Origin of the sequence: Aeromicrobium phragmitis, assembly GCF_003674095.1 — a bacterium.
GTDB lineage: Bacteria > Actinomycetota > Actinomycetes > Propionibacteriales > Nocardioidaceae > Aeromicrobium > Aeromicrobium phragmitis.
On the sequence record NZ_RDBF01000003.1, the window covers coordinates 289,796 to 314,912 of the forward strand.

The 25,117-nt window shown below is 65.7% G+C and carries 25 protein-coding genes and 1 other RNA gene; 17 read left to right on the top strand and 9 right to left on the bottom strand.

Annotation, left to right across the window (positions count from 1 at the left end; all coding sequences use genetic code 11):
* The first annotated feature begins 128 nt into the window (after positions 1-128).
* The 3 genes from D9V41_RS06130 to D9V41_RS06140 are packed head-to-tail and all read left to right on the top strand — an operon-like array spanning position 129 to position 2,221.
* Positions 129-446 (top strand): hypothetical protein, encoded by a 318-nt coding sequence (locus tag D9V41_RS06130; protein WP_133434123.1) that lies wholly within the window; start codon positions 129-131, stop codon positions 444-446.
* Between the two features lie 36 nt (positions 447-482).
* Positions 483-1,220 (top strand): lysophospholipid acyltransferase family protein, encoded by a 738-nt coding sequence (locus tag D9V41_RS06135; RefSeq protein WP_121793646.1) that lies wholly within the window; start codon positions 483-485, stop codon positions 1,218-1,220.
* Positions 1,220-2,221 carry an NAD(P)H-dependent glycerol-3-phosphate dehydrogenase gene (locus D9V41_RS06140; protein ID WP_121793647.1) on the top strand — a complete coding sequence of 334 codons (1,002 nt, stop codon included), beginning with the start codon at positions 1,220-1,222 and terminating at the stop codon, positions 2,219-2,221. Before D9V41_RS06135 ends, D9V41_RS06140 begins: the two co-directional genes overlap by 1 nt.
* A gap of 1 nt (position 2,222) precedes the next feature.
* Here the strand turns inward: D9V41_RS06140 and D9V41_RS06145 are convergent, their stop codons facing one another.
* The gene (locus tag D9V41_RS06145) at positions 2,223-3,269 is read right to left on the bottom strand and encodes a trans-sulfuration enzyme family protein (RefSeq protein ID WP_121793648.1); all 1,047 of its coding nucleotides are present in this window, start codon (positions 3,267-3,269) and stop codon (positions 2,223-2,225) included.
* A 36-nt stretch (positions 3,270-3,305) separates the two neighbouring features.
* Here D9V41_RS06145 and D9V41_RS06150 point away from each other — a divergent pair, with 36 nt between their 5' ends.
* Entirely contained in the window at positions 3,306-4,373 is a 1,068-nt protein-coding gene (locus tag D9V41_RS06150; RefSeq protein ID WP_121793649.1) for a D-alanine--D-alanine ligase family protein, read from the top strand.
* A 12-nt stretch (positions 4,374-4,385) separates the two neighbouring features.
* Here the strand turns inward: D9V41_RS06150 and D9V41_RS06155 are convergent, their stop codons facing one another.
* Positions 4,386-4,622, bottom strand: coding sequence for an Lrp/AsnC family transcriptional regulator (locus D9V41_RS06155; RefSeq protein WP_121793650.1), 237 nt, complete (start codon positions 4,620-4,622; stop codon positions 4,386-4,388).
* Between the two features lie 85 nt (positions 4,623-4,707).
* Between D9V41_RS06155 and D9V41_RS06160 the strand changes: the two genes are divergently transcribed.
* On the top strand, positions 4,708-5,661 hold the full coding sequence (locus tag D9V41_RS06160; protein ID WP_424922786.1) for a thiamine-phosphate kinase: 954 nt from the start codon (positions 4,708-4,710) through the stop codon (positions 5,659-5,661).
* Positions 5,662-6,084: 423 nt separating this feature from the next.
* Here D9V41_RS06160 and D9V41_RS06165 read toward each other — a convergent pair whose 3' ends face one another.
* The 4 genes from D9V41_RS06165 to D9V41_RS06180 form a co-directional block, all read right to left on the bottom strand.
* Complete coding sequence (locus D9V41_RS06165; RefSeq protein WP_121793652.1) at positions 6,085-6,567, bottom strand: DUF2505 domain-containing protein; 483 nt, start codon at positions 6,565-6,567, stop codon at positions 6,085-6,087.
* Entirely contained in the window at positions 6,564-7,340 is a 777-nt protein-coding gene (locus D9V41_RS06170) for a PspA/IM30 family protein (RefSeq protein ID WP_121793653.1), read from the bottom strand. Before D9V41_RS06170 ends, D9V41_RS06165 begins: the two co-directional genes overlap by 4 nt.
* A 72-nt stretch (positions 7,341-7,412) precedes the next feature.
* Positions 7,413-8,030: a ribonuclease H family protein gene (locus D9V41_RS06175; RefSeq protein WP_208006760.1), complete on the bottom strand. Its 618-nt coding sequence runs from the start codon at positions 8,028-8,030 to the stop codon at positions 7,413-7,415.
* 146 nt (positions 8,031-8,176) lie between these two features.
* Positions 8,177-8,809 carry a hypothetical protein gene (locus D9V41_RS06180; RefSeq protein ID WP_133434124.1) on the bottom strand — a complete coding sequence of 211 codons (633 nt, stop codon included), beginning with the start codon at positions 8,807-8,809 and terminating at the stop codon, positions 8,177-8,179.
* 712 nt (positions 8,810-9,521) lie between these two features.
* On the opposite strand from D9V41_RS06180, the gene D9V41_RS06185 reads away from it, so the two are divergent.
* The 3 genes from D9V41_RS06185 (at position 9,522) to D9V41_RS06195 (ending at position 14,604) form a co-directional block, all read left to right on the top strand.
* Positions 9,522-12,104: a type I restriction-modification system subunit M gene (locus D9V41_RS06185; RefSeq protein ID WP_121793655.1), complete on the top strand. Its 2,583-nt coding sequence runs from the start codon at positions 9,522-9,524 to the stop codon at positions 12,102-12,104.
* A gap of 373 nt (positions 12,105-12,477) precedes the next feature.
* Entirely contained in the window at positions 12,478-13,413 is a 936-nt protein-coding gene (locus tag D9V41_RS06190; RefSeq protein WP_121793656.1) for an AbiTii domain-containing protein, read from the top strand.
* Between the two features lie 384 nt (positions 13,414-13,797).
* Positions 13,798-14,604: a hypothetical protein gene (locus D9V41_RS06195; protein ID WP_121793657.1), complete on the top strand. Its 807-nt coding sequence runs from the start codon at positions 13,798-13,800 to the stop codon at positions 14,602-14,604.
* 83 nt (positions 14,605-14,687) lie between these two features.
* On the opposite strand, the gene D9V41_RS06200 is transcribed toward D9V41_RS06195, so the two are convergent.
* Together D9V41_RS06200 and D9V41_RS06205 are read right to left on the bottom strand one after the other, a co-directional pair.
* Positions 14,688-15,275 (bottom strand): hypothetical protein, encoded by a 588-nt coding sequence (locus D9V41_RS06200; RefSeq protein ID WP_133434125.1) that lies wholly within the window; start codon positions 15,273-15,275, stop codon positions 14,688-14,690.
* A 266-nt stretch (positions 15,276-15,541) separates the two neighbouring features.
* Positions 15,542-16,873, bottom strand: a complete 1,332-nt coding sequence (locus D9V41_RS06205; protein WP_133434126.1) for a chymotrypsin family serine protease — start codon at positions 16,871-16,873, stop codon at positions 15,542-15,544.
* A 318-nt stretch (positions 16,874-17,191) separates the two neighbouring features.
* Here D9V41_RS06205 and D9V41_RS06215 point away from each other — a divergent pair, with 318 nt between their 5' ends.
* Complete coding sequence (locus tag D9V41_RS06215) at positions 17,192-17,398, top strand: hypothetical protein (RefSeq protein ID WP_133434127.1); 207 nt, start codon at positions 17,192-17,194, stop codon at positions 17,396-17,398.
* Between the two features lie 3 nt (positions 17,399-17,401).
* On the opposite strand, the gene D9V41_RS06220 is transcribed toward D9V41_RS06215, so the two are convergent.
* Positions 17,402-17,803, bottom strand: a complete 402-nt coding sequence (locus D9V41_RS06220) for a four-helix bundle copper-binding protein (protein ID WP_121793662.1) — start codon at positions 17,801-17,803, stop codon at positions 17,402-17,404.
* A 184-nt stretch (positions 17,804-17,987) separates the two neighbouring features.
* Between D9V41_RS06220 and prfB the strand changes: the two genes are divergently transcribed.
* From prfB to D9V41_RS06260, 8 genes are all read left to right on the top strand, one after another.
* Positions 17,988-19,097, top strand: coding sequence for a peptide chain release factor 2 (prfB, locus tag D9V41_RS06225; protein ID WP_121793663.1), 1,110 nt, complete (start codon positions 17,988-17,990; stop codon positions 19,095-19,097).
* A gap of 50 nt (positions 19,098-19,147) precedes the next feature.
* Positions 19,148-19,837 carry a cell division ATP-binding protein FtsE gene (ftsE, locus tag D9V41_RS06230; RefSeq protein ID WP_121793664.1) on the top strand — a complete coding sequence of 230 codons (690 nt, stop codon included), beginning with the start codon at positions 19,148-19,150 and terminating at the stop codon, positions 19,835-19,837.
* A gap of 5 nt (positions 19,838-19,842) precedes the next feature.
* Entirely contained in the window at positions 19,843-20,757 is a 915-nt protein-coding gene (gene ftsX / locus D9V41_RS06235) for a permease-like cell division protein FtsX (RefSeq protein WP_121793665.1), read from the top strand.
* A gap of 123 nt (positions 20,758-20,880) precedes the next feature.
* Positions 20,881-22,191: a M23 family metallopeptidase gene (locus D9V41_RS06240; RefSeq protein ID WP_121793666.1), complete on the top strand. Its 1,311-nt coding sequence runs from the start codon at positions 20,881-20,883 to the stop codon at positions 22,189-22,191.
* Between the two features lie 12 nt (positions 22,192-22,203).
* Entirely contained in the window at positions 22,204-22,677 is a 474-nt protein-coding gene (gene smpB, locus D9V41_RS06245) for an SsrA-binding protein SmpB (protein ID WP_121793667.1), read from the top strand.
* On the top strand, positions 22,677-23,561 hold the full coding sequence (locus tag D9V41_RS06250; RefSeq protein ID WP_121793668.1) for an amidohydrolase family protein: 885 nt from the start codon (positions 22,677-22,679) through the stop codon (positions 23,559-23,561). The genes smpB and D9V41_RS06250 overlap by 1 nt, the downstream gene beginning before the upstream one ends.
* Before the next feature lie 63 nt (positions 23,562-23,624).
* Positions 23,625-23,995, top strand: a transfer-messenger RNA (tmRNA) gene (gene ssrA, locus D9V41_RS06255).
* 182 nt (positions 23,996-24,177) lie between these two features.
* The gene (locus D9V41_RS06260) at positions 24,178-25,098 is read left to right on the top strand and encodes a phosphate/phosphite/phosphonate ABC transporter substrate-binding protein (protein WP_121793669.1); all 921 of its coding nucleotides are present in this window, start codon (positions 24,178-24,180) and stop codon (positions 25,096-25,098) included.
* The last annotated feature ends 19 nt before the right edge of the window (positions 25,099-25,117 follow it).

Below are 25,117 nucleotides of genomic sequence, written 5' to 3' on the forward strand. Positions count from 1 at the left end.
CACCATATGTTTATGGTTGAGCCGTGGCGATGTCGCTCCCTGGGGACAACCCGGATGGACAGCCCTGATCTGTCAGGTCACATCCCTACCGTCGTCGCCACGACCCGCCTGCAACGAAGGGACACATGGTGGCCAACACGATTCAGGAACATTGCCCGCGGTGGTGCGAGCGCGCCCACGCTCCCGACGACCCTCCGGAGTCGCGCTACCACGAGCAGGTGCTCGCCGACTTCCCCGCGGTCGTCGGGCACCGGCGCGATCTCGTCGAGCCGCCCCTCGGTATCGCAGCAGAACTCGTGGTCCGGCGCGTCCGCTACTTCGACGCGCCGCAGACCTGGCTCGTCATCGAGGAGGCTGAGGACGCCACGCGACATCTGATCCTCTCGCTCGACGCCGCCACGCCGCTCACGGCGGCACTGGGCACGGTGACGCGCGACCACGGCTGACGGCCGCTCACCGCTTCGCCCCGGTAGTCTCGGGGCATGCCTGCACGTCCGATGTCGCGCACGATGCGCGTGATCATCTGGGTGCTGCGCCCCTTGCTCATGGTCCTCACGCGGCGTGACTGGCAGGGCGCGGAGAAGCTGCCCGAGCCCGGTTACATCCTCGCGGTCAACCACCTGTCGTGGACGGACCCGGTGCTCATCGGGCACTGGATGGTCGATCACGGCATCCCGCCGCGGTTCCTCGCCAAGGACCCGCTGTTCGCCGTGCCGGGTCTGGGCGCGATCCTGCGCGCCACGCAACAGATCCCGGTCTATCGCGGCACCGCAGGCGCGGCGCAGTCTTTGAGTGCGGCGATCGACGCCGTCGACGAGGGCGGCATTCTCACGATCTATCCCGAGGGCACCATGACGCGTGACCCCGCCGCATGGCCGATGAGCGGTCGTACCGGCGCGGTCCGCATCGCCCACGCAACGGGCCGGCCCCTCGTGCCGGTGGCGCAATGGGGGCCGCAGGAGATCCTCTGGCCCTACGCCAAGCGGCCCAGGTTCTTCCCGCGGGCCACGATCCACGTCCGGGTGGGCGACCCCCTGGATCTGACCGATCTGGGCGAGCATCCCACCGAGGCGCAGATCGTCGCGGCGACCGAACGGCTCATGGACGCCATCACCGATCTGCAGGCCGACATACGCGGCGAACAACCGACGACGCCGCGCATCGACATCCACAAGCTCGGGGCACCCCGCACGAGCTACCGTCCCGAGGAGGAACGCTGATGGTCGCGACCGCTGTGATGGGAGCGGGGTCGTGGGGAACGGCGTTCTCGATCGTCCTGGCGGACGCCGGCAACGACGTGCGCTTGTGGGGGCGGCGGCCCGAGCTGTGCGAGCAGATCAACGCCATTGGTCAGAACGCCGACTACCTGCCCGAGATCGATCTTCCCGAGGGCATCGTCGCGTCGCCCGACGCGGCGGAGGTGCTGGCCGGGGCACGCGTCGTCGTGCTCGCCGTCCCCTCGCAGCAGTTGCGCCCCAACCTGGAGAAGTGGGCCCCGCTCATCCCCGAGGACGCGGTCCTGGTCAGCCTCATGAAGGGCGTGGAGCTGGGCACTCGCCAGCGCATGACCCAGGTCATCGCCGAGATCACCGGCGCCGGCCCCGAGCGCCTCGCCGTGGTCACCGGTCCCAACCTCGCCAAGGAGATCGCTCGGCGTGAGCCGGCGGCGAGTGTCGTGGCCTGCGCGGACCCGGAGGTCGCGGAGTTCCTCCAGAAGTGGTGCCACACGCCGGGCTTTCGTCCCTACACCAACACCGACGTCGTCGGTTCGGAGCTCGCCGGGGCCACCAAGAACGTCATCGCGCTGGCCGTCGGCGTCTGCGACGGGCTCGGCTACGGCGACAACTCCAAGGCGTCGGTCATCACCCGCGGGCTCGCCGAGACCACGCGACTGGGCATGAAGATGGGCGCCGACCCGATGACCTTCGCGGGGCTGGCCGGGCTCGGCGACCTCGTCGCCACCTGCTCGTCCCCGTTGTCGCGCAACCGCACCTTCGGGCAGAGGCTGGGGGAGGGGCTGACGGTCCAGGAGGCCAGCGGGCACACCCGTCAGGTCGCCGAGGGCGCCAAGTCCTGCACGTCCATCGCCGAACTCGCTGTCTTGCACGGCGTCGACATGCCGATCGTCGAGCACGTCCGCGCGCTCGTCGAAGGGCGCATGGGGCCGCAGGAACTGGTCGCGGCGATGATCAGTCGTGAGGCCAAGCCGGAAGTGCGCTGACTCAGGCGCCGAGCGCCGCCTCGATGTCGGCCCACAGATCGTCGACGTCCTCGATGCCCACCGAGAGCCGGATCAGCCCGGCCGGGATCGTCGGTGCCTCGTTGGCGTGCCGGCGTCGCCGCTCCCACGTCGACTCGACGCCGCCGAGGCTCGTCGCATAGCGGACGAGGTTGCTGGCCTCGGTGGCGCGCTGCGCACGGTGCGGATCGTCCAGCACGATGCCGACGATCGTGCCGAAGCCGGGGTAGCGGATCTCGTCGACGAGTGGGCTCACGCGCAGCCGCCCCACGAGCTCGCGGGCGTTCTGCTCCGCGCGGTCCAAGCGCACGTGCAGCGTGCGGATGCCGCGGGTGGTCAGCCAGGACTCGAGCGCACCGGGGATCGCGCCGTGATCGTGCCGATGGGCCCGCAGCCGGGCGTACAGGTCGGCATCGCGCGTCACGGTCAGCCCGAGGATGACGTCGCTGTGACCGGCGAGCAGCTTCGAGGCCGAGTGCGTCACGATGTCCGCGCCGAGTTCGAGCGGCTGTTGGCGCAGCGGCGAGTTGAAGGTGTTGTCGACCGCGACGAGGGCCCCGGCGTCGTGAGCGGCGCCGATCAGCGTCGGCAGGTCGGCCACCTCGAGGGCCGGGTTGGTGGGCGACTCCAGCCAGACGAGCGCGGCGCCGGCCATCGCCTCGATCGTCGCTCCCGTGTCGGACACGTCCACGAGCTTGACGTCCAGGTCGGGGCGCGAGGTCAACTGTTTGGTGGTGCCGTAGTAGCCGTGATGGGGCGCGACCACTCGGCTGCCGGCGGGGACGAGTGAGAAGACCGCCGCTGACGCCGCGATACCCGAGGCGAACGCGAGGGCCTGGCCGCGCTCCAGCTCACCGACGACCTGTTCCAAGGGCTCCCACACCGGGTTGCCTGCCCGGGCGTACTCTGCGGTGCCGCCGGGGACGAGCGCGCTCGCCAGCGTGATCGGCGCCGAGAGCGGGTCGCCCGGCTCGTGGGGTCGTCCGACCGAGACGGCGATGGACGAGGCAGTGAGGTCGCGTGGCGTCATGAGTCCATTGTCCTCGTCCCGGTACGCTGCTGGACGATGACCGGTTCAAAGCGCGTGCGCGTGGCAGTCGTATTCGGTGGGCGATCCAGTGAGCACGGTGTGTCGTGCCTGACCGCTCGCGAGGTGATGGCGGTGATCGACCGCGACCGGTACGAGGTGCTGCCGGTCGGCATCACGCCCGACGGCCAGTGGGTCGAGGAGACCGGCGAGTGGGACGATCTGGTGCCCGGCACGCTCCCGCAGGTGCGCGTCGACCGTCCAACCTTTTCGTGGGACCGCCTCCGTGACGAGGTCGACGTGGTCTTCCCGCTGCTGCACGGCCCCTGGGGCGAGGACGGCACGATCCAGGGTCTGCTGGAGATGGCCGACGTTCCCTACGTCGGCGCCGGCGTGCTGGCCAGCGCCGCCGCCATGGACAAGCCCTTCACCAAGACGCTGTTCTCCGCAGCCGGCCTGCCGCAGCTGCCGTACGTGACGGTGCTGCCCTGGGAGTGGGAGGCCAATCCTGGCCGTGCGATCGACCGCATTCACGCGCTCGGCCTGCCGGTGTTCGTCAAGCCCGCTCGCGCCGGCTCGAGTTCGGGCGTGACCATGGTGAGCGACTGGACCTACCTCGAGGACGCCGTCGAGGCGGCCCGCAAGCTCGACCCGAAGATCGTCGTCGAGGCGGCCGCGCACGGCAAGCGCGAGGTGGAGTGCGCCGTGGTGCAGGACCTCGACGGCATGCCGATCGCGAGCGAGGTGGGCGAGATCGTGGTCGACGACTCCGCCTCGCACGACTACTACGACTTCTCGGCCAAATACCTCGACGGCAGCAGCCAGAACGTCATTCCCGCCGATATCGGCCCCACGATGCGCAACCGGATCCAGTCCTACGCCTTGCAGGCCTTCGACGCCATCGGCTGCGAGGGGCTCGCGCGCGTCGACTTCTTCCTCACCGACTCGGCCGACGGCGGGCTGGTGATCAACGAGATCAACACGATGCCCGGCTTCACGCCGTTCTCGATGTTCCCCAAGGCGTGGGAGGCGTCCGGGCTGGCGTACGCCGACCTCGTGGAGCGGCTCCTGCAGCTCGCTCTCAAGCGGCCGACCGGCCTGCGCTGAGCAGCCGCCGGCTCAGAGCCGGACGACGGGGCAGGTGAGGGTGCGGGTGATGCCGTCGACCTGCTGGATCGACGCGACGACGAGGGTGCCGAGTTCGTCCATGTTCGGGCCTTCGACGCGCACGATGACGTCGTAGGGGCCGGTGACGTCCTCCGCCTGGATGACGCCGTCGATGGCCGCGATCTCGCGGGCGACCTCAGCGGCCTTGCCGACCTCGGTCTGGACGAGGATGTACGCCTGAACAGCCATCGATAGCTCCTTTCTGCGCGACATCGCTGGGACACGCTATCGCAGAGACCGTGGTGGGGGACACCAGGCTGGGAGAATGGGCAAGGTGAGCTCAACTGATCAGACCATCGCCGCCGTCGGGGAGTTCGGCCTCATCGACCGAGTCACCGAAGGGATCGGATCGAGCGAGTACGTGCTGCTCGGTCCCGGAGACGACGCCGCGCACGTGGCCACCGCCGACGGCACGTTCGTCGTGAGCACCGACATCCTCGTCGAGGGCCGCCACTTCCGTCGCGACTGGTCCTCGCCCGCCGACATCGGCCACAAGGCCGCCGCGGCCAACCTCTCGGACATCAACGCGATGGGCGGGGTCGCCACGGCGCTCACCATGGCGTTCGCCGCCCCGGCCGATCTCCCCGAGCAGTGGGCCCTGGAGATGGTCGCCGCGTTCGAGGCCGAGTGCGCCACCGTGGGCGCCCACCTCGTCGGGGGCGACGTCTCCTCGGCCGATCAGGTCGTCATCTCCGTCACCGCGATCGGCGACGCCGAGCGGCCGGTCACCCGCGCGGGCGCACAGGTGGGCGATGTCGTCGCCTACGCCGGCACCCTCGGGTTGTCCGCCGCCGGGTACGCCGCGCTGAGCCGCGGCTTCCGTTCGCCCAAGGTCGCCGTCGACGCGCACCGTCGGCCTGCCCCGCCGTACGCGGCCGGGCCTGCTGCTGCCGCGTCCGGCGCCACCGCGATGATCGACGTCAGCGACGGTTTCGTCGCCGACCTCGGCCATCTCGCACGGGCCAGCAAGGTCGGCGTGGACGTTCGCTCCGAGGCGTTCGTGCTGCCGGAGGCGGTCGAGACGCTGGCCAGTGCCCTCGGCGGGCTCGATCCGCTGTCGTTCGTGTTGGGCGGGGGAGAGGACTTCGCGCTCGTCGCCACCTTCCCGAGCGCCGACGCGCTCCCCGAGGGCTGGACCGTGGTGGGCGAGGTGCGTGAGGGCGCCGGCGAGGTCACCGTCGACGGTGCGCCCTACGCCGGCAATCCCGGTCACCGCCACTTCGCCTGACTGGGCTTAGGTGGTCGAGTAGCGACCGCCCTTCGGTACACCGCCTCGTTTCTCGGCGGCACTCAGGAACCGGAACGAGGGCAACCTGTAGGTGGTCGAGTAGGCCCGAGGGACGAGGGCCGTATCGAGACCACACGACAACGGCGGCGGCTCCGCGTCTGTCCCGGCGAGGGGACGAACGCGAAGCCACCGCCGTTGTGCAGTGACCGGGCGCGTGGGTCAGAGCTTGGTGGTGCCGTACGCGAGCTTTTCGGCTAGCCCCTCGGCCTTAGGTGGTCGAGTAGGCCCGAGGAACGAGGGCCGTATCGAGACCACGAGCCGCGACGGACCAAGAAAACACGACAACGGCGGCGGCTCCGCGTCTGTCCCGGCGAGGGGACGAACGCGAAGCCACCGCCGTTGCGCAGTGACCGGGCGCGTGGGTCAGAGCTTGGTGGTGCCGTACGCGACGTCGGCGTCGAGTGCCGCCTTGATCGCCTTGGCGACCTCGGGTTCGATCTTGCGGCCGATGATCGGCAGCGCGACCTTCACGTCGCCGTCGACGATGAACTCCGTCGCCTCGAGGCCGCCGGTGAGGGTGGCCGTGCCCTTCATCTGCGCGGGCTGCCCGACGATCTCCACCTTCACGTCGGCGGCGCGGTTGCCCGAGGCGTCGGCCGCCCCCCAGTTCTCGGTCTGGACGACCTTGACGGTGTCACCGGTGATCTTCTTGACGAACTCGGGCATCTGCGCGGGCATCGTGCGCTTGATGGTGACCACGTGGCCGTCGCCGTCGGACTCGACGCTGACGTCGTAGTCGAGAGAGCCCTGCTGCTCGCAGGCCTCGGACCGGAACGCCTTGTCGGTGATCAGCGCGTAGACGGCGTCGATCCCGGCGGGGTAGGAGTAGCTCTGCTGGATCTTCACGCGGGGTTCTCCGTCTCCTCGCGCTGCTGGGCCTCGAGCGACTGCTGGTTGCCGCCGGCGCCGAGCTGCTTGAGCTCGGCCAGTCGTGCCTCGACCTCGAGCTGCGTGCTGTCGAGCTCGAGCTCCTCGAACTGCGCGTCGATGCTGGAGGCGTTGAGCTCGGCCTGACCGGCGACCTGCGCCTCGACTCGGCGGATCTTCTCCTCGAATCGCGAGATCTCGCTGGTCGGGTCGAGGATGTCGATCGACTTGACCGCCGACTGCACACGGGCCTGCGCCTCGGCGGTCTTCTGCCGCGCGACGAGCTGGTCTCGCTTGACGTTCAGCTCGCCGAGCTTGCTGCGCATCTGCACCAGGCCGGTCTTGAGCTTCTCGACGACCTCGTTCTGCGACTCGATCATCGGCGCGGCCTGCTTGGCCTCGTTCTCGTGCTGGATCTGCTTGCCCAGCGCGACCTTGGCGAGGTTGTCGAAGCGCGCGGCCTCGGCGGTCTGCCCCTGCGCACGCAGCGCGTCGGCCTTCTGCGAGGCGGCGAGCGCCTTGTTGCCCCACTCGCGGGCGTCGCGGACGTCCTCGGCGTGGTCGGCCTCGGCGAGGCGGAGGTTGCCGATGGTCTCGGCCACGGCCTTCTCGGCCTCGGCGATCGAGTTGGTGTAATCGCGGATCATCTGGTCGAGCATCTTCTCGGGATCCTCGGCCTTGTCCAACAACGCGTTGATGTTGGCACGGGTCAGCTGGGCGACGCGCCCGAGAATGGACTGCTTCTGCGCCATCGGTCACTCCTTCGTGTCGACGTTAGAACGAACCTACCGGGTCGACGTGACGGACGTAATGCGCTGCGACCCTCAGGCGTAGCGGCGTGCGGCGTCGCCGGCGAGTTTGTCGGCGGCCTCGTTGAGCGGGTGATTGTTGTGGCCCTTGATCCACTCCCACGTGGTGGCGACGCCGGCGGCCTTGCGCTCGGCGACGAGGGAGTCGAGTTCCTTCATGAGTTCGACGTTGGCGACGGGCTTGCCGGCGGCGGTCTTCCAGTTCTTGCGCTTCCAACCGGGGATCCACTTGGTGACCGAGTTGAGCACGTACTGCGAGTCGAGCTGGATGTGCAGGTCGTTGTTCGGGTGCGCCTGCAGCGCGTTGATGAGGGCGAGCAGCTCACCGATGTTGTTGGTCCCGGACACCAGGCCGCCGTGGTCGGAGCGGCCGTCGCTGGCGACCCAGGCCCAGCCGGTCGGGCCGTCGGGGTTGGACAGGCACGAACCGTCGCACGCGATGGTGAGCGTCCCCTCGACCATGGAGGCCGCGACCTGCGGGCTGGCCGGCGGCGCGAGTACGGCTTCCACCTCGCCCACGAGCGCGGCGGCTTCCCGTGCCGTGAGGTGTCGACGCCCGGCGTCGATCGCGTCGAGCGTGACCGACTGGAACCGTGAAATGAGTTCGTCGCGCTGGTCGGTGCTGAGGTTCACGGGTATCCGTTCTTCCAATGGGTGATCGTGTGTCGGCGTTGTCCTGGTCGATCCTCTTATGCGCGCCCGCGCGACGGGTAGGCGGGTATCGCGGTCTTCATCCGGCGCTGAAAAGCACTGTTGCGCATGATCCGCCGAAATCGGCCTTACCGATGAGCGACGACCGCCGCGATAGGCCGGGCTCCGAGGCGCACCGTTACCTCGAACCCTCGGATGGTTGTCTCGTAGCCCTCAAGGACCTCGGTTCCCTGGGCGCGCGTGTCCTTATCGAGTTCGGCATAAACGATCAGTCCGTCGTGGTCGGGGTTCGGCCCTGCTCCCCACACCGTGGCGTCGCCCACCTTTGTGCCGGAGAGTTGGTGCGCAATCTCAACGAACTCCTGCCTCGAGTGCTTCGCACGTTGGATCGTCACTCGCTCGTCGAGGGCCTGGATGTCGCCGATGTCGGCTCGGTCGGCGTAAGGGGAGACGAGGACGTAAACCGTGTCCGTGGCGCGATCGTAGTTCACGGAGTTGACGATTTCGCCACCCCATCTCGCACTGATCTTTTCGGTGAGCGTGAGGACGTCGTCGGGGATCCTGTTGCCGTTCTCGGACGCCAGGGAACCGAGCGCGTCGTCCTCGAGGTCGTCGAGTAGTTCGGCTGCAAGGAGACCATTGTGGCTCTCCGGTGTCGAGTCACCGGACGCAGGTGCATCCTCGTGCGCGCTGGCAGTAGCCGCGAATGGAATCGTGAAGACGAGTAGCGCCGCGTATGACGCCGCCTTGGTACCTGTCACCCGCATACGCTTGAGTGAATCAGACCGATGCATGGTTTCGCTGTGCTTTTGGTGGAGGGGTTCTTCCACAGCCCGAGATCGAGGGGTTGCGAAAACGGACGATATCGTGCAGGACCGCTAGAAATGGCTCGTCTTTCGGGGGGGAAGGCGGTGGGCCGTGGACGTAACAGGTGCGTCAGTTGGTGCGCGATCGTCGGATCGACCCGCGCACCGACGGTCAGGCGGTACGCCGCGCTGCGGCCGACGTGGTGGCTCAACATGAGGCGCGCAGACTCGCCGGCGCGATTCCTTCGCTCGACGATCCCGACGTGGTGGCGGACAGTTGGTCGCCGATGGCGCCGGCTTCCGGCCGCTGCAGCGGTTCCTCGACGATTCGGCCGCCGAGAATTTCTAAACGATACGCCAATCTCCTTTTTTGGTGCTTGATCAGGGTGTATCAGGCGGGGCGCTTGGTCTCTGTAGCTACACCCTGTGCGCGCTTTGTCGCGGCGAGGAACTCGTCTGAGGCGTTAACCTTGCTCATCGTTGCGCCAATCTCAGGCCGGTCGAGTGCGCGTTGAAGCTCGCGAGCGACCATCACGTTCAACTCATGCTGCCTCGCCGCTTGCCGGTGCCGATGTCGTGCGTAAACGCCACGCCCTCGGGGTGGAGGAGCGCAACACGGCGCTGGGAGCGCCCGGGGAAGGTCCCGCAGGCCGCTTAGGGTGAAGGCATGGCGAATGGACTGACTCTTGTGTGCCCGGTGCGTGGTCGGCTCAAGGTCACAGGGCGGAGCGCAGACGGTCTCACTCCGTCGGAGGAGAGGTTCCGGGTAGAGGCCATCAAGTACTTGGTGGATAGGGGCTACCCCAGGGAGAACTTCATCGTTGAACCGGTGATCAAGAAGTTCGGGAACAACGGACGGAACAGCTTCCGCGCCGACTTCATCGTGCTCGACACGGATGCTTCCGCCGTGAGCCGTGACGTGGATGATCGCCTTGCGCATGCAGTGCTGTTGGCTGAGGTGAAGCGGGACAACGCCTCCGCCACGAAGGCGAAGCAGTACCAGGTGCGTCCCTTGCTTGGCTTCGCGCCGAAAGACACCTGCGTCGCTCTATACTGGGACAACGTCGAGCAGCGGGTCTTCTGGCAGAGGACAGTTGACGGTGCGCGGGTGACGATGGAAGGCCCGCTTGCGAGCTTGTCGCCGTTCGGTCATGCGCCGGGGGTCCGCGCCCTCACCCTGGGCGCGCTCCGCAGCGACGCGAGCCTCAAGGAGATCTTCGATCGGATCGAGGATGTGCTGCACTCGGCTTCCATCGGCCCTAGTAAGCGGTTCGGTGTCATGCTGCAACTCCTTCTCGCGAAACTTCACGATGAGCACGACCATGTAGTCAACGCCAGCGAGCCGTTGGCCATTCAGGACTTCAAAGCGCTTGGCGTATCAGCCGAGCATGCAAGGGGAGCATTCAGCCGTGTGCTCTCCGAAGCGGCCAAGTACTACGAACGCCATCTGCCCCAGCCAGTACCGAAGACCCTTAACCTTCCCGACGATTCATTCCTCGAAGTGATGTCGATCTTGGCGCCGCACCGTATTACGACGATGAAACACAGCGTCATCCAAGAGTTCTATATGCACTTTGCAAAGGGGCTTTACAAGTGGGACTTGGCGCAGTATTTCACGCCGCCCGCCCTTACCGAGTTCATTATCGACGTGATCAATCCGCAGTGGAACGAAGATGTACGCGATCCCGCGTGCGGCAGTGCGGACTTCCTAACGGCGGCGTTCCGACGTGGACAAAACTACCCCGACTATGCCAGTCGTGTCTGGGGTGCCGACGTCTCTGAGGAGGCAGTCCAGGTCGCCGTTCTCAACATGGTCCTGAACGGTGACGGGAAGTCCAATATTAAGCGAGAAGACTCGCTGATGACTATAGGGTCAAACAAGGACAAGTGGGACGTCGTGGTCTGTAATCCGCCGTTTGGCATCCGTATCCTAGAGAGGCGCGTCGAGGTCCTGAAGAAGTTCGAGCTTGGGCGCGAACAGAACCGCGTCGGCGATGATTGGCGCGCGACGAAGGTTCCCCTTGAGCGCCAGGAAACCGGAATCCTGTTCGCGGAACTCTGCATCAAGCTCGCGCGGCCCGGTACTGGACGTGTGGCGCTTATTGTTCCAAACGGTTACCTGGGAAATAGGTCACCCAAGTACGTGCAGGCGAGAAACTGGCTGCTCCGGCATGCAAGGGTTGCGGCGATCATTGCGCTTCCGCGCTTTACCTTCAAGGGTTCCGGAGCCGATGTCTCCGCCTCGGTCGTGTTCCTGGAGAAGCGTGAAACTCCGCTTGCGCACGTCGCGGACGCTGAGTCATATGAGATCGCAGTGGAAGTGATCGACAAGGTAGGGTGGAACACCGGTGACAAGAAGGGGCTTCCGATCTACCGTAGAGACCCCGAGGACGGGACATTCATTCTCGACGAGAACTCGGACCCCGTTCTCGACAGTGATTTCGGCGCCGCTTTGGCGAGCATTCGAGGTTCGAATGCTGCGGTAGATTTCCCCTGGCTCGCTAAGGGGGTGGGGAATGTAGCCAGCGATAATGAGGGCTGGACGATCAGCTCGGACATCGTTATCAAAGACCAATACCTCACGCTGGATCCGAAGCGTTACTCTCGGAAGTTCCAGTCCGTACGCTCGGCCATTGAGGCAGTCCCTCACTTTAGGTTCCGCGACGTTTTCGAGGTCGTTCCAGAGCCTAGGGGCGAGGATGGAAAGCCCCTCAAGGTAGATCCGAGCAAGATCTATCAGTACGTCGAACTTCAGAACGTGGAGGCTGGTGTTTATCGCGCCGAGCCCGTCAGGGGCTGGGAGCTCCCCGCGCGTGCTAGGCATGAAGCGCAACCGGGCGATTTTTTTGTCGGCGGTCTTTGGTCCAGCGTGCGCAAGTGGATGATGGTCGGTCGCCACAACACCGATATCCGAGTCACAAACGGTATGCATCGACTCCGCCTGAAGCCGGAGTGTGAGGATCGCAGGATCGACGTTGTCGCTGCCTTGTGTTCTGAGGCGTATCGGGTGCAGATGCGTGGTCTGTCCCGAGGCAGTGACGGCCTCGCTGAGATCAACGCCGAAGACTTGCTGGACGTCGTAGCGCCGATTATCGCTGATCTAGAAACGCGGAGGGAGCTGTCGCCGTTTGTTGATCAGCTCATGCAGGGTCGAACGAGCGTCGAAGCCGCGGTCGGCGCCCTGGCCGCGGCAGACCGGCTTCCCACGCCGTCGATCGCACAGCGCGCGAATCACGTCATGGTGGTGTAGTGAGCCGGCCGCACCCGCGGCAAGCAGCTGCGCCTACGCTCGGCGTGTGACAGGGAACGGTCTCGCCGGGGCATGCGGCGGTGGCGGACGTCGCATTTCGACTGGTTGGTGACTTCACTCAGGTGCAGACGGGCTCGAAGCCCTCGCTCATGCTGGGACACGCCGCCCTCGATCAACAGCTACGCGTCGTTCGTGACCTTATCCGCCGCGTGGTCGTCCAGCCCGCTGAGCGGCGAAGCCGCGCGTTTCACTTCGCTCGGGTCAGACAGCCCGAGTGGACGCTCTTACGGCAAGGGGCGGGTGTCAACGGACACACGTTCCCTTGACGGCGACTAGACCGAATCGTGTCCGTTAGTCATGATCTGATGGAACTATGGACAGACAGGCCGAAGCGCTGCGGCTCGCTGAAGCGTTGCTAGAAGATATCGAACTCCAGCGCTTGAAAGCCTCGGAGATCGTGCTCAAGGCCAGCAGACTGGCGCGGCTTGTCGGCCATGACGACCTACAGGAGTTCCTTTCGCTAGAGCGCGAAGGCTACGCCGTCAGGCAGCCCGCCAAGTGGATCAGCAAAGCCGGCCGATGGGTCAACGACGATCGCGAAAAGTACATCCCGATCCCGCTCGTTAGAGTTGAAGCGATGCGTGAAGGCGCCCGCCAGGCGATGGAGGCACTGCGAGGCGGCGGTAACTTTTCGGGAGACAACGCGTTGATAGCCAGCCGCAATCATGACGAGAGGATCACTTCCAACGCTGACGTCTATGGCCGACTTGACGCCATCTGCGGCCAGGTAGTGGCAACGACCTACGACATGGTGGCGGACGTGTACCACGAACTCCTGTTCAGCGAGCTGCAAGCAACGCTGTTTGCCCAAGCCCAGGCCGACGTGGACGGCACGCTCGCAGAGGCGGGTGGCTCAGCGCTCGACAAGATTGAGAAGGTCTCAGCACGATTGCGCGACGGTGATCCCGAATCGGTGAGCCAGGCGCTGACGACCTGTCGACGCCTCATCGACGCGGTGGCGGACCATGTGTTTCCGGCTGTCGCCGAGTCCTACGAGGCTGGCGGGCACTCGCTTGAGGTCGGGCAGCAGCAGGTCCTCAATCGGTTGCAGGCGCACGTGCACTCGACGGGTGCCTCGCATGGACGACGTGACCGCATCCGCAGGGCTTTGAAGGACCTGTATTCACGCTGCTCGGCGGGCACACATTCCGAGGTTTCCGTTCAGGAGGCCCGCTTCGTGTTCCTTCAGACTTACGTGCTGTTGGGTGAAGTGCTCACGTTGGCAGGTGACGCACGAGAGAACGAGTAGTTTTAGAGCGAGCGAGGGTCAGGAATGCACTGCACCATTTCCCCGGGTGGCGCTCGGTCCAGGAGGCGCGGCGAGTGGGCCGCTTCCGCCTGCACACCATGCCGAAATCGAACCTTCGTGTAGACGCACGGCAAGCGCTAGGCCAGGCATAGCGAGTGCTCCGGCTAGGGGCTGCCGGGCGGAGGCGGAGACCTGGCGAGCGAAAACTATGGTGCATAGGCTGACTCGGCGGTTGGCGCGGAGACTCTGCCGCCGCCTACGCCGCTAATAGGTCGGCGGACGCCGAGCATGCGCATGGCGGCGGGGGAAATGCTGTCCAAATTGCAACACGACTCAGCCTGGAAGTAGACGCGCATCGTCCCCGGCGCTGGAACACTGACTAGTGTGGAAATCGCGAAGTTGATTCTGGAATACGTCGATACCCTCGCGTGGCCGGTCGTTCTTGGTGGTGTCGTCCTGCTCTTTCGGAAGCAGATAGCCTCAAAAATCGACACTCTCCGCGAGGTGACGACCCCGGTCGGATCGGGCAGGTTCGATAGCGAGGCAGCCCAAGCCGAGCAGGCTGCAGGAGAAGCCGCCGAGCGTACTTCCGAGAAGGTGGCTGGCGAGGACAAGGAGCACCCCCTCGGCGAAGCAACCTCGAACATGCCCACGCCTGACAAACCGGGCCTCCCTAAAGAGAGGCCTATCCCCGTCGACCCCGAGTCGAACGCGGTTGATGCGGAACTGAGCCGACTAGCGCTTCGGAATGCTCTAAGTTCAGCGATAAGCACCTTGCTCGCGGATCCAGATTTCGACGCTGCGGAGTCGGTCGTGAGTGCGTCTCCACAGTCCGCTGTGATCGTCGCGTTCAAGGAGTTGGAGTCCGTTGCTGTAGCCGCCTGGACTATTGACAACATGGAACCACCACTGCGGTCCCGGAACATGATGCTGCGTTCGGTCATGAAAGTCGGGGCGCTCTCCGAGTTTGCGGGCGTGACGCAAGACTTGATCCGGTTGCGGAACGACGTGGTCCATACGAAGGATGTCGATGTGACCCCAGCGGGTGCTCTCGACTACATTACTGCGTGTCAGCAGGTTGTGGCGGCCATCCGGAATTGGGCACTGTCCAAAGCGCGCCACCCCTCTAGGTCGGCGATGCTGTCTGAGTTCTTCAAGGCACTTGACCAGACCAAGGACGGTGACAGTTAAGGGACTTCGTCGGAAGGCTGAGGTCGAATGGCGGGTGTCACCGGTGTCGTTCGACGAGTTCTGATTCGAGTGCTTGAACATGTTCACTCGCCTCCTTTCGCTGAACGTCTGATAGCGTCCGCGAGTGCGCGATAGCTAACGGGCTCACCGGCGAGCATAGAGAGTGTTGACAGCCTGATCGTTTTGAAACCGAGCACCGCCAGACTGTCGCGGGGAACGACGTAGAACTCCCACTGGGCGATGTCAAGCGGGTCATAGGTCTCATGAGTGGTTGCGGTCTGGATCGCAAAGACATAAACGTCGGAATTGTAGGTCGCCTCGTCCGCGTAGCCAGTGCGCGGATTCCATGGCCGCGCTTTTAAGCCGCGGAAGGTGATTGCGGTCGGTCGGCGCTGTTCCCACACTTGCAGGTACGCGGACGATTTGACCTCGATCGTAGTGCCGTCCGGCGCGAGGACATCATACGCGTCCCATTCGACGCGGGGACCAGACGCGCCGACCGCTCGTGCAACCAGGAACTCCGCGAGATAGCCACGAAGATTGTTCACCCGCAGGTCCGACATCGCGAAGCGCCAGAAGTCGAGGACGTTTGCGTCTAGACCGGTGAAGCGCTCTGAACCGAAGAGCGATTCAGCGGGCGGTGCGGTCTTCCATTCTTTATCGATGGGCATGCCTCGCATCCTGCCATCCTCGGCGTAGGGTAAGTAAGCCTGCGACAGCGTGGGACCTTCTTCGCTTGCCGTCAACGTCCGCAATGAGAACGGTGGTGCCTCCGTTGCCCTCTGTGTTGCGCGTACGGGAGACCAACGCTCCTAATGCCTCGCGGACGGGACATTACTTCGAAGGCCGGAAGTTCTCAGCGCGAGGATCGTTGCCAGGAATGAGTGAGGCCCGCCGAGGGGACGGGGCGGGCCTCACTGTTCGTGCGACGGATGGCTCAAGGGACGTACAGCACACCCCAGTCAGGGTTCCCCAGGAGGAAGTTCGACATGGGGGAGTAGAGGACGAGCCTGCTGCAAGCTCGGTCGCCAAGCCCATTGCAGGTGTCCCATGCGCCGTTGTGAGGTTGGATCGCGCTGATGACGCCGGAAGCGAGGGAGTTGCCGCCGCTGTTGATCAGTGCCGGGCCGCCGGAGTCACCTTGGCCGGCTGCCGCGAGGCCTTGGGAGTGGCGGGTGAGGATGAGATTGTCGTAGGTCTGAATCCCTTGCCCGGGCACTTCCACGGTCAGTCCGTTCACGATTCCTTCGACCGTGTTGCCGCAGATGGTGCCGGTGAAGGCGCCGGAATAGCAGACGTTCGAGGTGGTGTACGGCACGGATTGGAGGCCACGGATAGGGGCGACCAGCGCCGAGTTGAACGGGCCGACATACACGTAGGGGGCCCAGGTGGTGGCTGGGTAGAGCCGGGAGATGTCACTGTTGTTGCGGCTCGTGTGAACCATCGAACCGATCGGGACGTTCTGGTTCTGGCCGGCGTAGTACGGGGTGCCGTGCGGTGCGCAGTGATGTGCGGTCGCGATGGAACGAAGGGTCGACGGTTGACCGATAGGGATACCGGTCGTGCAGCCGTAGTTGACCCGGTTCATGTAGGCGCCGCCGAGGTGGGGTTCCTCGTAGTCCGCGAACCGGTGGGAGCCAACGGCCGCGATCGGCTTGGATTCGAGACGCACGGTCGCTTCGAACCCCTGAACGGTCGTCTCGAAGTCTTCGAGATTCTGGGTGCCGCGAGCGAGCGCGTTCTCGTCGGGTTCGGCGTAGACGATCAGGCCGTCGTGTTCGAGGTTGGGGCCGGAACCCCAAATGGTCGCATTTCCGACCTTGGTTCCGGAGAGTTGATGCGCGATATCGGTGAACTCTTGCTTGGAGTGCTTCGCGTGTCGGATCACCACGCGTTCGTCGAGGGCTTGGATCTCGTCGATCTTGTCTTGGGCCGCGTAGGGGGAGACGATCACCTCGACCGTGTTGGTATCGCGGTCGTAGTCCACGAAACTGATGGTTTCGTGATTCCACCCCCAGTGGATGCTCTCGGTAAGGGTGAGAACGTCGTCGGGGATCTTGTTGTCGGCCTCTGCTGGCAGGGAACCGAGTTTGTTGTCCCCGAGGTCGTCGATCGGTTCGGCCGCGAGGAGGCCGTTGCGGATCTCGCTTTTCGGGTCGCCCGTTTGGGGTGTTTCGCCCCGGTTGGGGTCAGCTGTAGCCGCGAAGGGGACGGCTACGACGAGTAGCGCAGCGCATAAGAGCGCTTTGAAGCGTGAGGGCAGTCTCATGCTTCTGTAGTAAATCAGAAAGACGGACGGCTGCGCTCCGTTTCGGGCAAAGCTCCTCAGTAACTTCCCTGTGCCGACAGCGAATCGGAGGGCCGAGTCTCGCAGTGCACGTGCAGGGACGCCGTGGAGCGCCGGACCTGGTCACGCCTGCCGCCGCGGGGCCCTCAGTCGGGAGTGATGACGCCGGGCACATTGGGCTAAAAGCCAGATGAGAATCCCTCGAAGTGGACATTGATCGTCCGCATACGACTAAGCTGCGAAGGGGGAACATTCAGTCCGTTTGCCTTGAGGTAGTGAGTGTCGGGGGTCGACAGCGACGTGCCGATCGACCCTGTCGAAGCACAGCGCCTCGCCGCAGCCGCACTTCCCGCGGACACCGCGCTACAGCTGCGCGTGAACGACGGCACGGTGTACGTGCGCCTCGAGCGCACCTACGCCCTGCCCATCACGCCGCCCGGGTGGCGCGACAGCGCACGGATCGCGGCCGAGTCGACCGCGCAACTGCGAGTGGCCCAGGGGCCCTAAGTCTTAGCCGATGCTGGCGAGGAGTTCGGAGCACGCCTGCTCGCACTCGTGGCAGGCTTCCGCGCAGATCCGGCAGTGCTCGTGGTGAGTGGAGTGCTGTTCACATTCCTCGCCGCAGGTCTTGCACGCCTGGATGCAGGCCTGCAGCTGAGCTTTGGTGATGTCGGCGTCGTAGCTGGTGTGGCGCGAGAGTACGCGCGCGGTGGTGGCGCAGATGTCCGCACAGTCGAGGTCGGTGCGGATGCAATGACGCAGCTCGGCCACCATCTCCTCGCTCAGGCACGCGTCTGCGCACGCGGTACACGCCTGGCTGCAGGCGACGAGGGCATTCACGGCGCGGGCGAGCAGGTCCCGGTCGAGTCCGATGTCGTTCGGATAGGCGTTGATCATCTCGGCGGTCTTCATCAGCTTCTCCTTCTCACAGGTGTGTTTCCGACGCTAAGAGCGCCGGCCGGTGAGCGCATCTGGGGGGAGAATCGCGGTCACGTGGTGGCTGCGGATCTCCCCTGAGGTGTCGGAATACCTACGGAACCTGGTAATCCGCGGCTGCGGGGGGAGGGGGCTCGGGTTGGGGCGATAACCTTCGAGGGTGGCATTACCTGACCTGTCCGAACGCCTCAAGCACCTCGACGCGACGCTGACGTCGATCGAGAAGGTGCTCGACCTCGACAAGCTCCGCGCGGAGATCGCCGACCTGCAGGAGCAGGTGGGCGCCCCCGACCTGTGGGACGACCAGGCCAACGCCCAGCGCGTCACCGGCCGGCTCTCCGCCCTGCAGGCCGAGCTCGAGCGGGCGACGAGCCTGCGTCAGCGGCTCGACGACGTCGAGGTCCTGCTCGAACTCGCCGCCGAGGAAGGCGACGAGGACTCCCGCGCCGAGGCCGAGGCCGAGATCAACCGGCTCGCCACATCGATCGAAAGCCTCGAGGTCCGCACGTTGCTGTCCGGCGAGTTCGACGAGCGCGAGGCGCTCGTGACGATCCGCTCCGGCGCCGGCGGCGTCGACGCCGCGGACTTCGCCGAGATGCTCCAGCGCATGTACATCCGCTGGGCCGAGCGTCACGAGTACCCGGTCGAGGTCTACGACACGTCCTACGCCGAGGAAGCGGGCCTCAAGTCCACCACGTTCGCGGTCAAGGCCCCCTACGCCTACGGCACGCTCTCGGTCGAGTCCGGCACCCACCGGCTCGTGCGCATCTCGCCGTTCGACAACCAGGGCCGCCGGCAGACGTCGTTCGCGGCGGTCGAGGTCGTTCCGGTGCTCGAGGAGACCGACGAGATCGACATCCCCGACGAGGAGATCCGCGTCGACGTCTACCGCTCCAGCGGCCCGGGCGGTCAGAGCGTCAACACCACCGACTCGGCGGTGCGGTTGACCCATATCCCGACCGGCGTCGTCGTCAGCTGCCAGAACGAGAAGAGTCAGCTGCAGAACAAGGCCAGCGCCATGGTCATCCTCAAGGCGAAACTGCTGGCGCTCAAGAAGGCCGAGGAGCGCGCCCAGCTCGACGAGCTGCGCGGCGACGTCCAGGCGTCCTGGGGCGATCAGATGCGCAACTACGTGCTCAACCCGTACCAGATGGTCAAGGACCTGCGCACCGAGCACGAGACCGGCAACACGCAGGCCGTGCTCGACGGCGAGATCGACGACTTCATCGAGGCCGGCATCCGCTGGCGGCGCGGCCAGTCCCTGAACTGACCCGTCGGGCCTCCCGCGTTTTCTCAGGTGCCGCGCCTACACTCGTTCGAGTGATTCGCTTCGACAAGGTCAGCAAGACCTACCCCGGGCAGAAGCGCGCGGCCCTCGACGAGATCGACCTCGAGGTCACCAAGGGCGAGTTCGTCTTCCTCGTCGGTGCCTCCGGTTCGGGCAAGTCCACCTTCTTGCGACTCATCCTCCGCGAGACGCGTCCCAGCACCGGCAACGTCTACGTCGCCGGCAAGGAGATCAACAAGCTGTCGTCGTGGAAGGTGCCCAAGCTCCGCCGCGAGATCGGCACGGTGTTCCAGGACTTCCGGCTGCTGCCGAACAAGTCGGTCACCGAGAACGTCGCCTTCGCGCTCCAGGTCATCGGCAAGTCGCGCCAGGAGATCGACCAGCTCGTTCCCGAGACGCTCGAGATGGTCGGCCTCGAGGGCAAGGGCCACCGTATGCCCGAGGAACTGTCCGGTGGTGAGCAGCAGCGCGTCGCGATCGCCCGCGCCTTCGTCAATCGGCCGAAGATCCTCATCGCGGACGAGCCCACCGGCAACCTGGACCCCACCACGAGCGTCGGCATCATGAAACTGCTCGACCGGATCAACCGGACCGACACCACCGTCATCATGGCGACCCACGACTCCTCGATCGTCGACCAGATGCGCAAGCGCGTCATCGAGCTCAACGAGGGCCGCCTCGTGCGCGACGAAGCCCGCGGCATCTACGGCTACCAGAACTGAGACCCATGCGAGCGATCCTCTCTGAACTTCGCGCGAGCCTGTCGCGCAACACCTCGATGACGATCTCCCTCGTCGTCACGATGTCCGTCTCGTTGATGCTGGCGTCCCTCGGCCTGCTGATCCAGGCCCAGGCCGACCGCACCGAGCGCTACTTCGGCGACCGCCTGCAGTTGCAGGTCAACCTGTGCACCAAGAACTCGCCCGCCGCCACGTGTGTCGGGGGAGTGGCCACGGACGAGCAGAAGCAAGCAGTCCAGGACGCCCTTCGCTCCAACCCCGAGGTCAAGAGCTTCTCCGTACGGTCCCCGCAGGACAACTTCGAACAGGCGCGCGCCCTCCTCGGCCAGACCGACACCGGACGCAAGCAGCTCGAGACGCTGGGCCCGGACTCGTTCCCGGAGTCCTACTTCGTCACGCTCAACGACCCGCAGGACTTCGACGGCGTGGTCAGTCAGGTGTCCGGCATGGACGGCGTCGGCAACGTGAACTCGCTCCGCGAGCTGCTCGGCCCGTTGTTCGAGATGCTCGACAAGCTGCAGTGGGCGTCGCTCGGCACCGCGTTGCTGCTCATCGTCGCCGCCATCTTGCAGGTGTCCAACACCATCCGCATGACGGCCTTCGCGCGGCGCCGCGAGATCGGCATCATGCGTCTGGTCGGTGCGTCGAGCTGGCATATTCAGCTGCCGTTCGTGCTGGAATCGCTGGTCGCGGCGCTCGTCTCCGCGGCGCTCGCGGCGAGCGGCCTGGCAGCGTTCATGCACTTCGTCGTGTACGGCTATCTGCGCGACACGCTCGGCACGATCACCACGTGGGTGCGATGGCAGGACGCGTTCGTCGTCATGGGCTGGACCACGGCGCTGTCCATCGTCCTCGCCCTCATCCCGACGCTGGTCATGACGCGTAAATACCTCAACGTCTGATCGAAGGTTTTCCGCGCGTCCTGGTCATCTGGGCGCGAGCATGACGTAGAGTCACACCAGTCACACAAGTTCGATTCCGTCCCACGCCCGTGGGACCTTCCCCGGATCGAGGATGTCTGGACGATGCTCGCGTCAGCACGTAAACCTCTGCTGGCGGTGTTGCTCATGCTCGGCCTGCTGGCCGGGTTCGCAGCGCCGTCGGCCTTTGCCGACTCCAAAGACGACATCCGTCGTCAGCAAGGACAAATCGACGAGAAGCGTCAGCAGGCGCAGCGCGAACTGGAGCACTCCACCGCGCGTTTCCAGGAGGCCAACGCCGCCCTGAACGCCGCGAATGCGCGGCTGCGTGAGGCCGAGACGGTCCTCGGCCAGACCCGCGGCGAGCTGGCCGTCGCCCAGGCCCGCGACGCGGAGCTGCGTGAGGAGCTGGCCAAGGCCGAAGCGGAGCTCGATGCTGCCGAGGAACGCGTCGCCAAGGCCGAGCGCGACCTCGCCGCCTCCGAAGCCGAGATCGAGCAGTTCGCCGTGGACAGCGTCATGCAGGGCGACCAGGGCTTGCGCGCCTTCGGTGGTCTGCTGCAAGGCGAGGATCCGAACCTGTTCTCCGAGCGCGTGCAGATCAACGGCTCGATCGGCGACGCGCAGGTCGCCAAGATGCAGGAGCTCGACGCCTCCCGGGTGATGCTCGAACTGGAGCGGCAGCGCGTCGAGAAGCTGCGCGACCAGGTCGCGGCCCAGAAGAAGGAGGCCGAGGCCAACGTCGCGCGCATGCAGGAGCTCACGGCGCAGGCCGAGGCCCAGGCGGCCGAGGTCTCCGAACTCGTCGGCACTCGCCAGGCCGCCCAAGCCGAGGCGAACGCCGCCCGGGCCGAGGACCAGCGTCTCCTCGCCTCGCTCGAAGCAGAACGCGCCGCGCTGCAGAACCGCCTCGACGCGATCGTCGCCGAAGAACTCCGCAAGGCGCGCGAGGCCGCCAACGCCGGCGGCGGAGGCGGCGGAGGCGGCGGTGGTGGCGGCGGAAGCAGCAACGGCAGCAGCCTCAGCCGCCCCGTCGGCGGATACATCAGCTCGCCGTACGGAATGCGCGTGCATCCGGTGACCGGCGTGTACAAGCTGCACGACGGCACCGACTTCGCCGGCCCCGGAGCCACCTGCGGCTCGCCGATCCGGGCAGCGGCCTCCGGCACCGTGATCGAGCGCTACTACAACGGCGGCTACGGCAACCGCGTCATCATCAACCACGGCGTCATGCGTGGTGCCAGCATCATCACGACGTACAACCACCTGTCGAGCTGGGCGGTGAGCCCGGGGCAGTACGTCAACCGCGGCGATGTCATCGGCTACGTCGGTACCACCGGCTACTCCACCGGGTGCCATCTGCACTTCATGGTGCTGCAGAACGGCCAGACGGTGAACCCGATGGGTTGGCTCTGAGACAATGGACGTATGGCCAAGGAGACCGGTCGCAAGCTGATCGCGCAGAACAAGAAGGCACGTCACGACTACCACATCGAGGACACCTTCGAGGCGGGCCTCGTGCTCACGGGTACCGAGGTCAAGTCGCTGCGCGCCGGGCGCGCCTCACTCGTCGACAGCTTCGGCGAGATCGACAACGGCGAGGCGTGGTTGCTGCAGGCCCACATCCCGCACTACGACAACGGCACGTGGACCAACCACGAGACGCGGCGCAAGCGCAAGATGCTGTTGCACCGGTCCGAGATCGAGAAGATCGACCAGCGCACGCAGGCCAAGGGCCTGACGCTGGTACCGCTCTCGCTCTACTTCAAGGACGGCCGGGCCAAGGTCGAGATCGCGTTGGCGCGCGGCAAGAAGGAGTTCGACAAGCGGCACGCCATCGCCGAGCGCCAGGCCAAGCGCGACGTCGAGCGCGAGATGGGCCGTCGCTTCAAGGGCATGTGATGCTGCGCGACGAGGACGTCCCGATGCTGCTGGACGACCTGGGGATTCCCGGCATCGTCGACGTGCACGTGCACTTCATGGCGCCGCAGGTGCTGCGCAAGGTCTGGGCCTACTTCGATGCCGCCGGACCACTGCTCGGGCGCCCCTGGCCGATCACGTACCGCTGGAGTGATGAGGAGCGCGTCGCGCACCTGCGGTCGATGGGCGTCACGGCGTTCTCGGCGCTGTCGTACGCCCACAAGCCGGGCGTGGCGACGTTCATGAACGACTGGAACCGCGACTTCGCTCAGCGGGTGCCCGACAGCCTGTGGTCGGGCACGTTCTATCCCGAGCCGGAGGCCGCCGACTACGTTCCCGCGCTGATCGACGAGGGCGTTCGGGTCTTCAAGGCGCACCTGCAGGTCGGAGACTTCGCCGCCGACGATCCGCTCCTCGACCCGGTGTGGGCCGCTATCGAGGAATCCGGCGTCCCCGTGGTGCTGCACGCGGGTTCGGGGCCGGCCCCAGGAACCCACACCGGCCCGCAAGGGGTGGCGGACGTGCTGGCGCGGCATCCGCGGCTCGCGCTCATCGTCGCGCACCTGGGAATGCCGGAGGTGCACGAGTTCCTCGACCTCGCCGAGCGGTACGAGAACGTGCACCTCGACACCACCATGGCGTTCGTGGACTTCCTCGACGATCACACGATCCCCGAGGGCGTTCCCGAGCGGTTGGCGCACCTTTGCGACCGGATCGTGTTCGGCACCGACTTCCCCAACATCCCGTACGTGTACGCCCACCAGATCGAGGTGCTGCAGCGCCTCGGCCTCGGTGATGACTGGCTGCGCGGCGTGCTCTGGCACAACGGCGCGCGACTGTTCGATGTCGTCCCCGCCGTGGAATAGGGTAGGGACCTACGTGGTTGTAGACTGGTGAGAGCCGGTTCGCCGGTGATTGACAATTCCAGAGGGGCTGATCGGTTTCGACTGTGGTCGTTCGGATCAGGAGAAGCGGGTAGAGAAGGCAACGTCATCTCTCAAACGTTCGTTGCAAACCCATAAGTGCCGAATCCAAGCGCACTGACTTCGCCCTCGCTGCCTGACAGCGACTGGTGAAGGGCAGACCCGGGAGCGTCCCCGTCCCGGATCGTCTGTCTCATCAAGGGGACTTGCTGGTCACGCCTTGCCGTAGGGCGTGATCGGGACTTTTGTACGGCTGAGCCTGTCGGTGACGCGTCCGTCCGAGCACCGGGGCTGAGAAAAGCGACAGACGGACTGCACCCGGAGAAGTCCTGATTCAGCGCCAGAGGACCCGGGTTCGATTCCCGGCAGCTCCACTCACCGCCAGAAGGCCGGACCCCTGTGGGTCCGGCCTTTTGCTTTGCCTGCCGTTCACCGAGCCTTCCGTTCTCGTATCGCCAGTCTCGTAATTTCCGGTCGCTTGAGCTCGGTCGGATGGTGTTGTCCCCGCGGAGGGGAAGGAGCGCGAGCGCGTTCCTCGCTTCCAACTGAAAGGCATCCCATGCGACTCCCCGTTCGCCCGGCGTTCGCCGTCCTCGCGACTGCTTCCGCCCTGCTGATGACCGGCTGCGCCTCCGACGCGAGTGAATCGAATGCGGGCGATGACGACGTCATCCGCTTCGCAACCCTGCCGTTGACCGATGATCCGAACGCCGCGGCTCCCGTCGAGGCGATCGCCGAACTGCTTGAAGCCGAGACCGGCTACCAGGTGGAGATCACCGACGTGCCGAACTACTCCGCCGTGATCGAGGCCATTCGCGCCGGCCACGAGGACATCGGGATCATGAGCGGTTTCCCCTCAGCGCTGGCGGTCAACACCGGTGAGGTCGAATCGCTGGTCGCCTGGCCGGGCAGCGACGACCCCGTCTCGACGTGTCTCGTGCTCGACGACTCACCGCTCCAGTCGCTCGAGGACATCACGCCCGACACCACGATCGCCTTCGCCGACCCCGCGTCGAGCTCGGGCTACTTCATGCCCGTCCACATGCTTCACGAAGCCGGGCTCACGATGGACGAGGACTTCGAATCGCTCATCTCCGGCGGACACGACCGCAGTTTCCTCGCGTTACAGAACGGTCAGGCCGACGTGGCCTGTACTGCGACCTTCTTCCAGGGCCTGGCGGGTAAGGGCGATCCCATGTTCCCGTTCGAGGAGGGTGAGACCCGCTCACTCGGCGAGAGCATCGCCATGCCCGTCTCGACGTCGGTTCTCGCGAATCCCGAGATGAGCGAGGAGAAGCGTCAAGCCCTGCTGGAGGCGCTGCCGAGGGTGTTCTCGGAGAAGAACAAGGACCGGTTGGGGCCCTACGGCGAGGGCATGGCCAGCGGAATCCAACCGATCGTCGAACCCGCGGACGAGGTCTTCCAGCCGTTCGTCGACATCGCTGCGATCGCCGACGTCGACATCTCCGATCTCGGCTGACAGCGGTGCGACGAGAAGG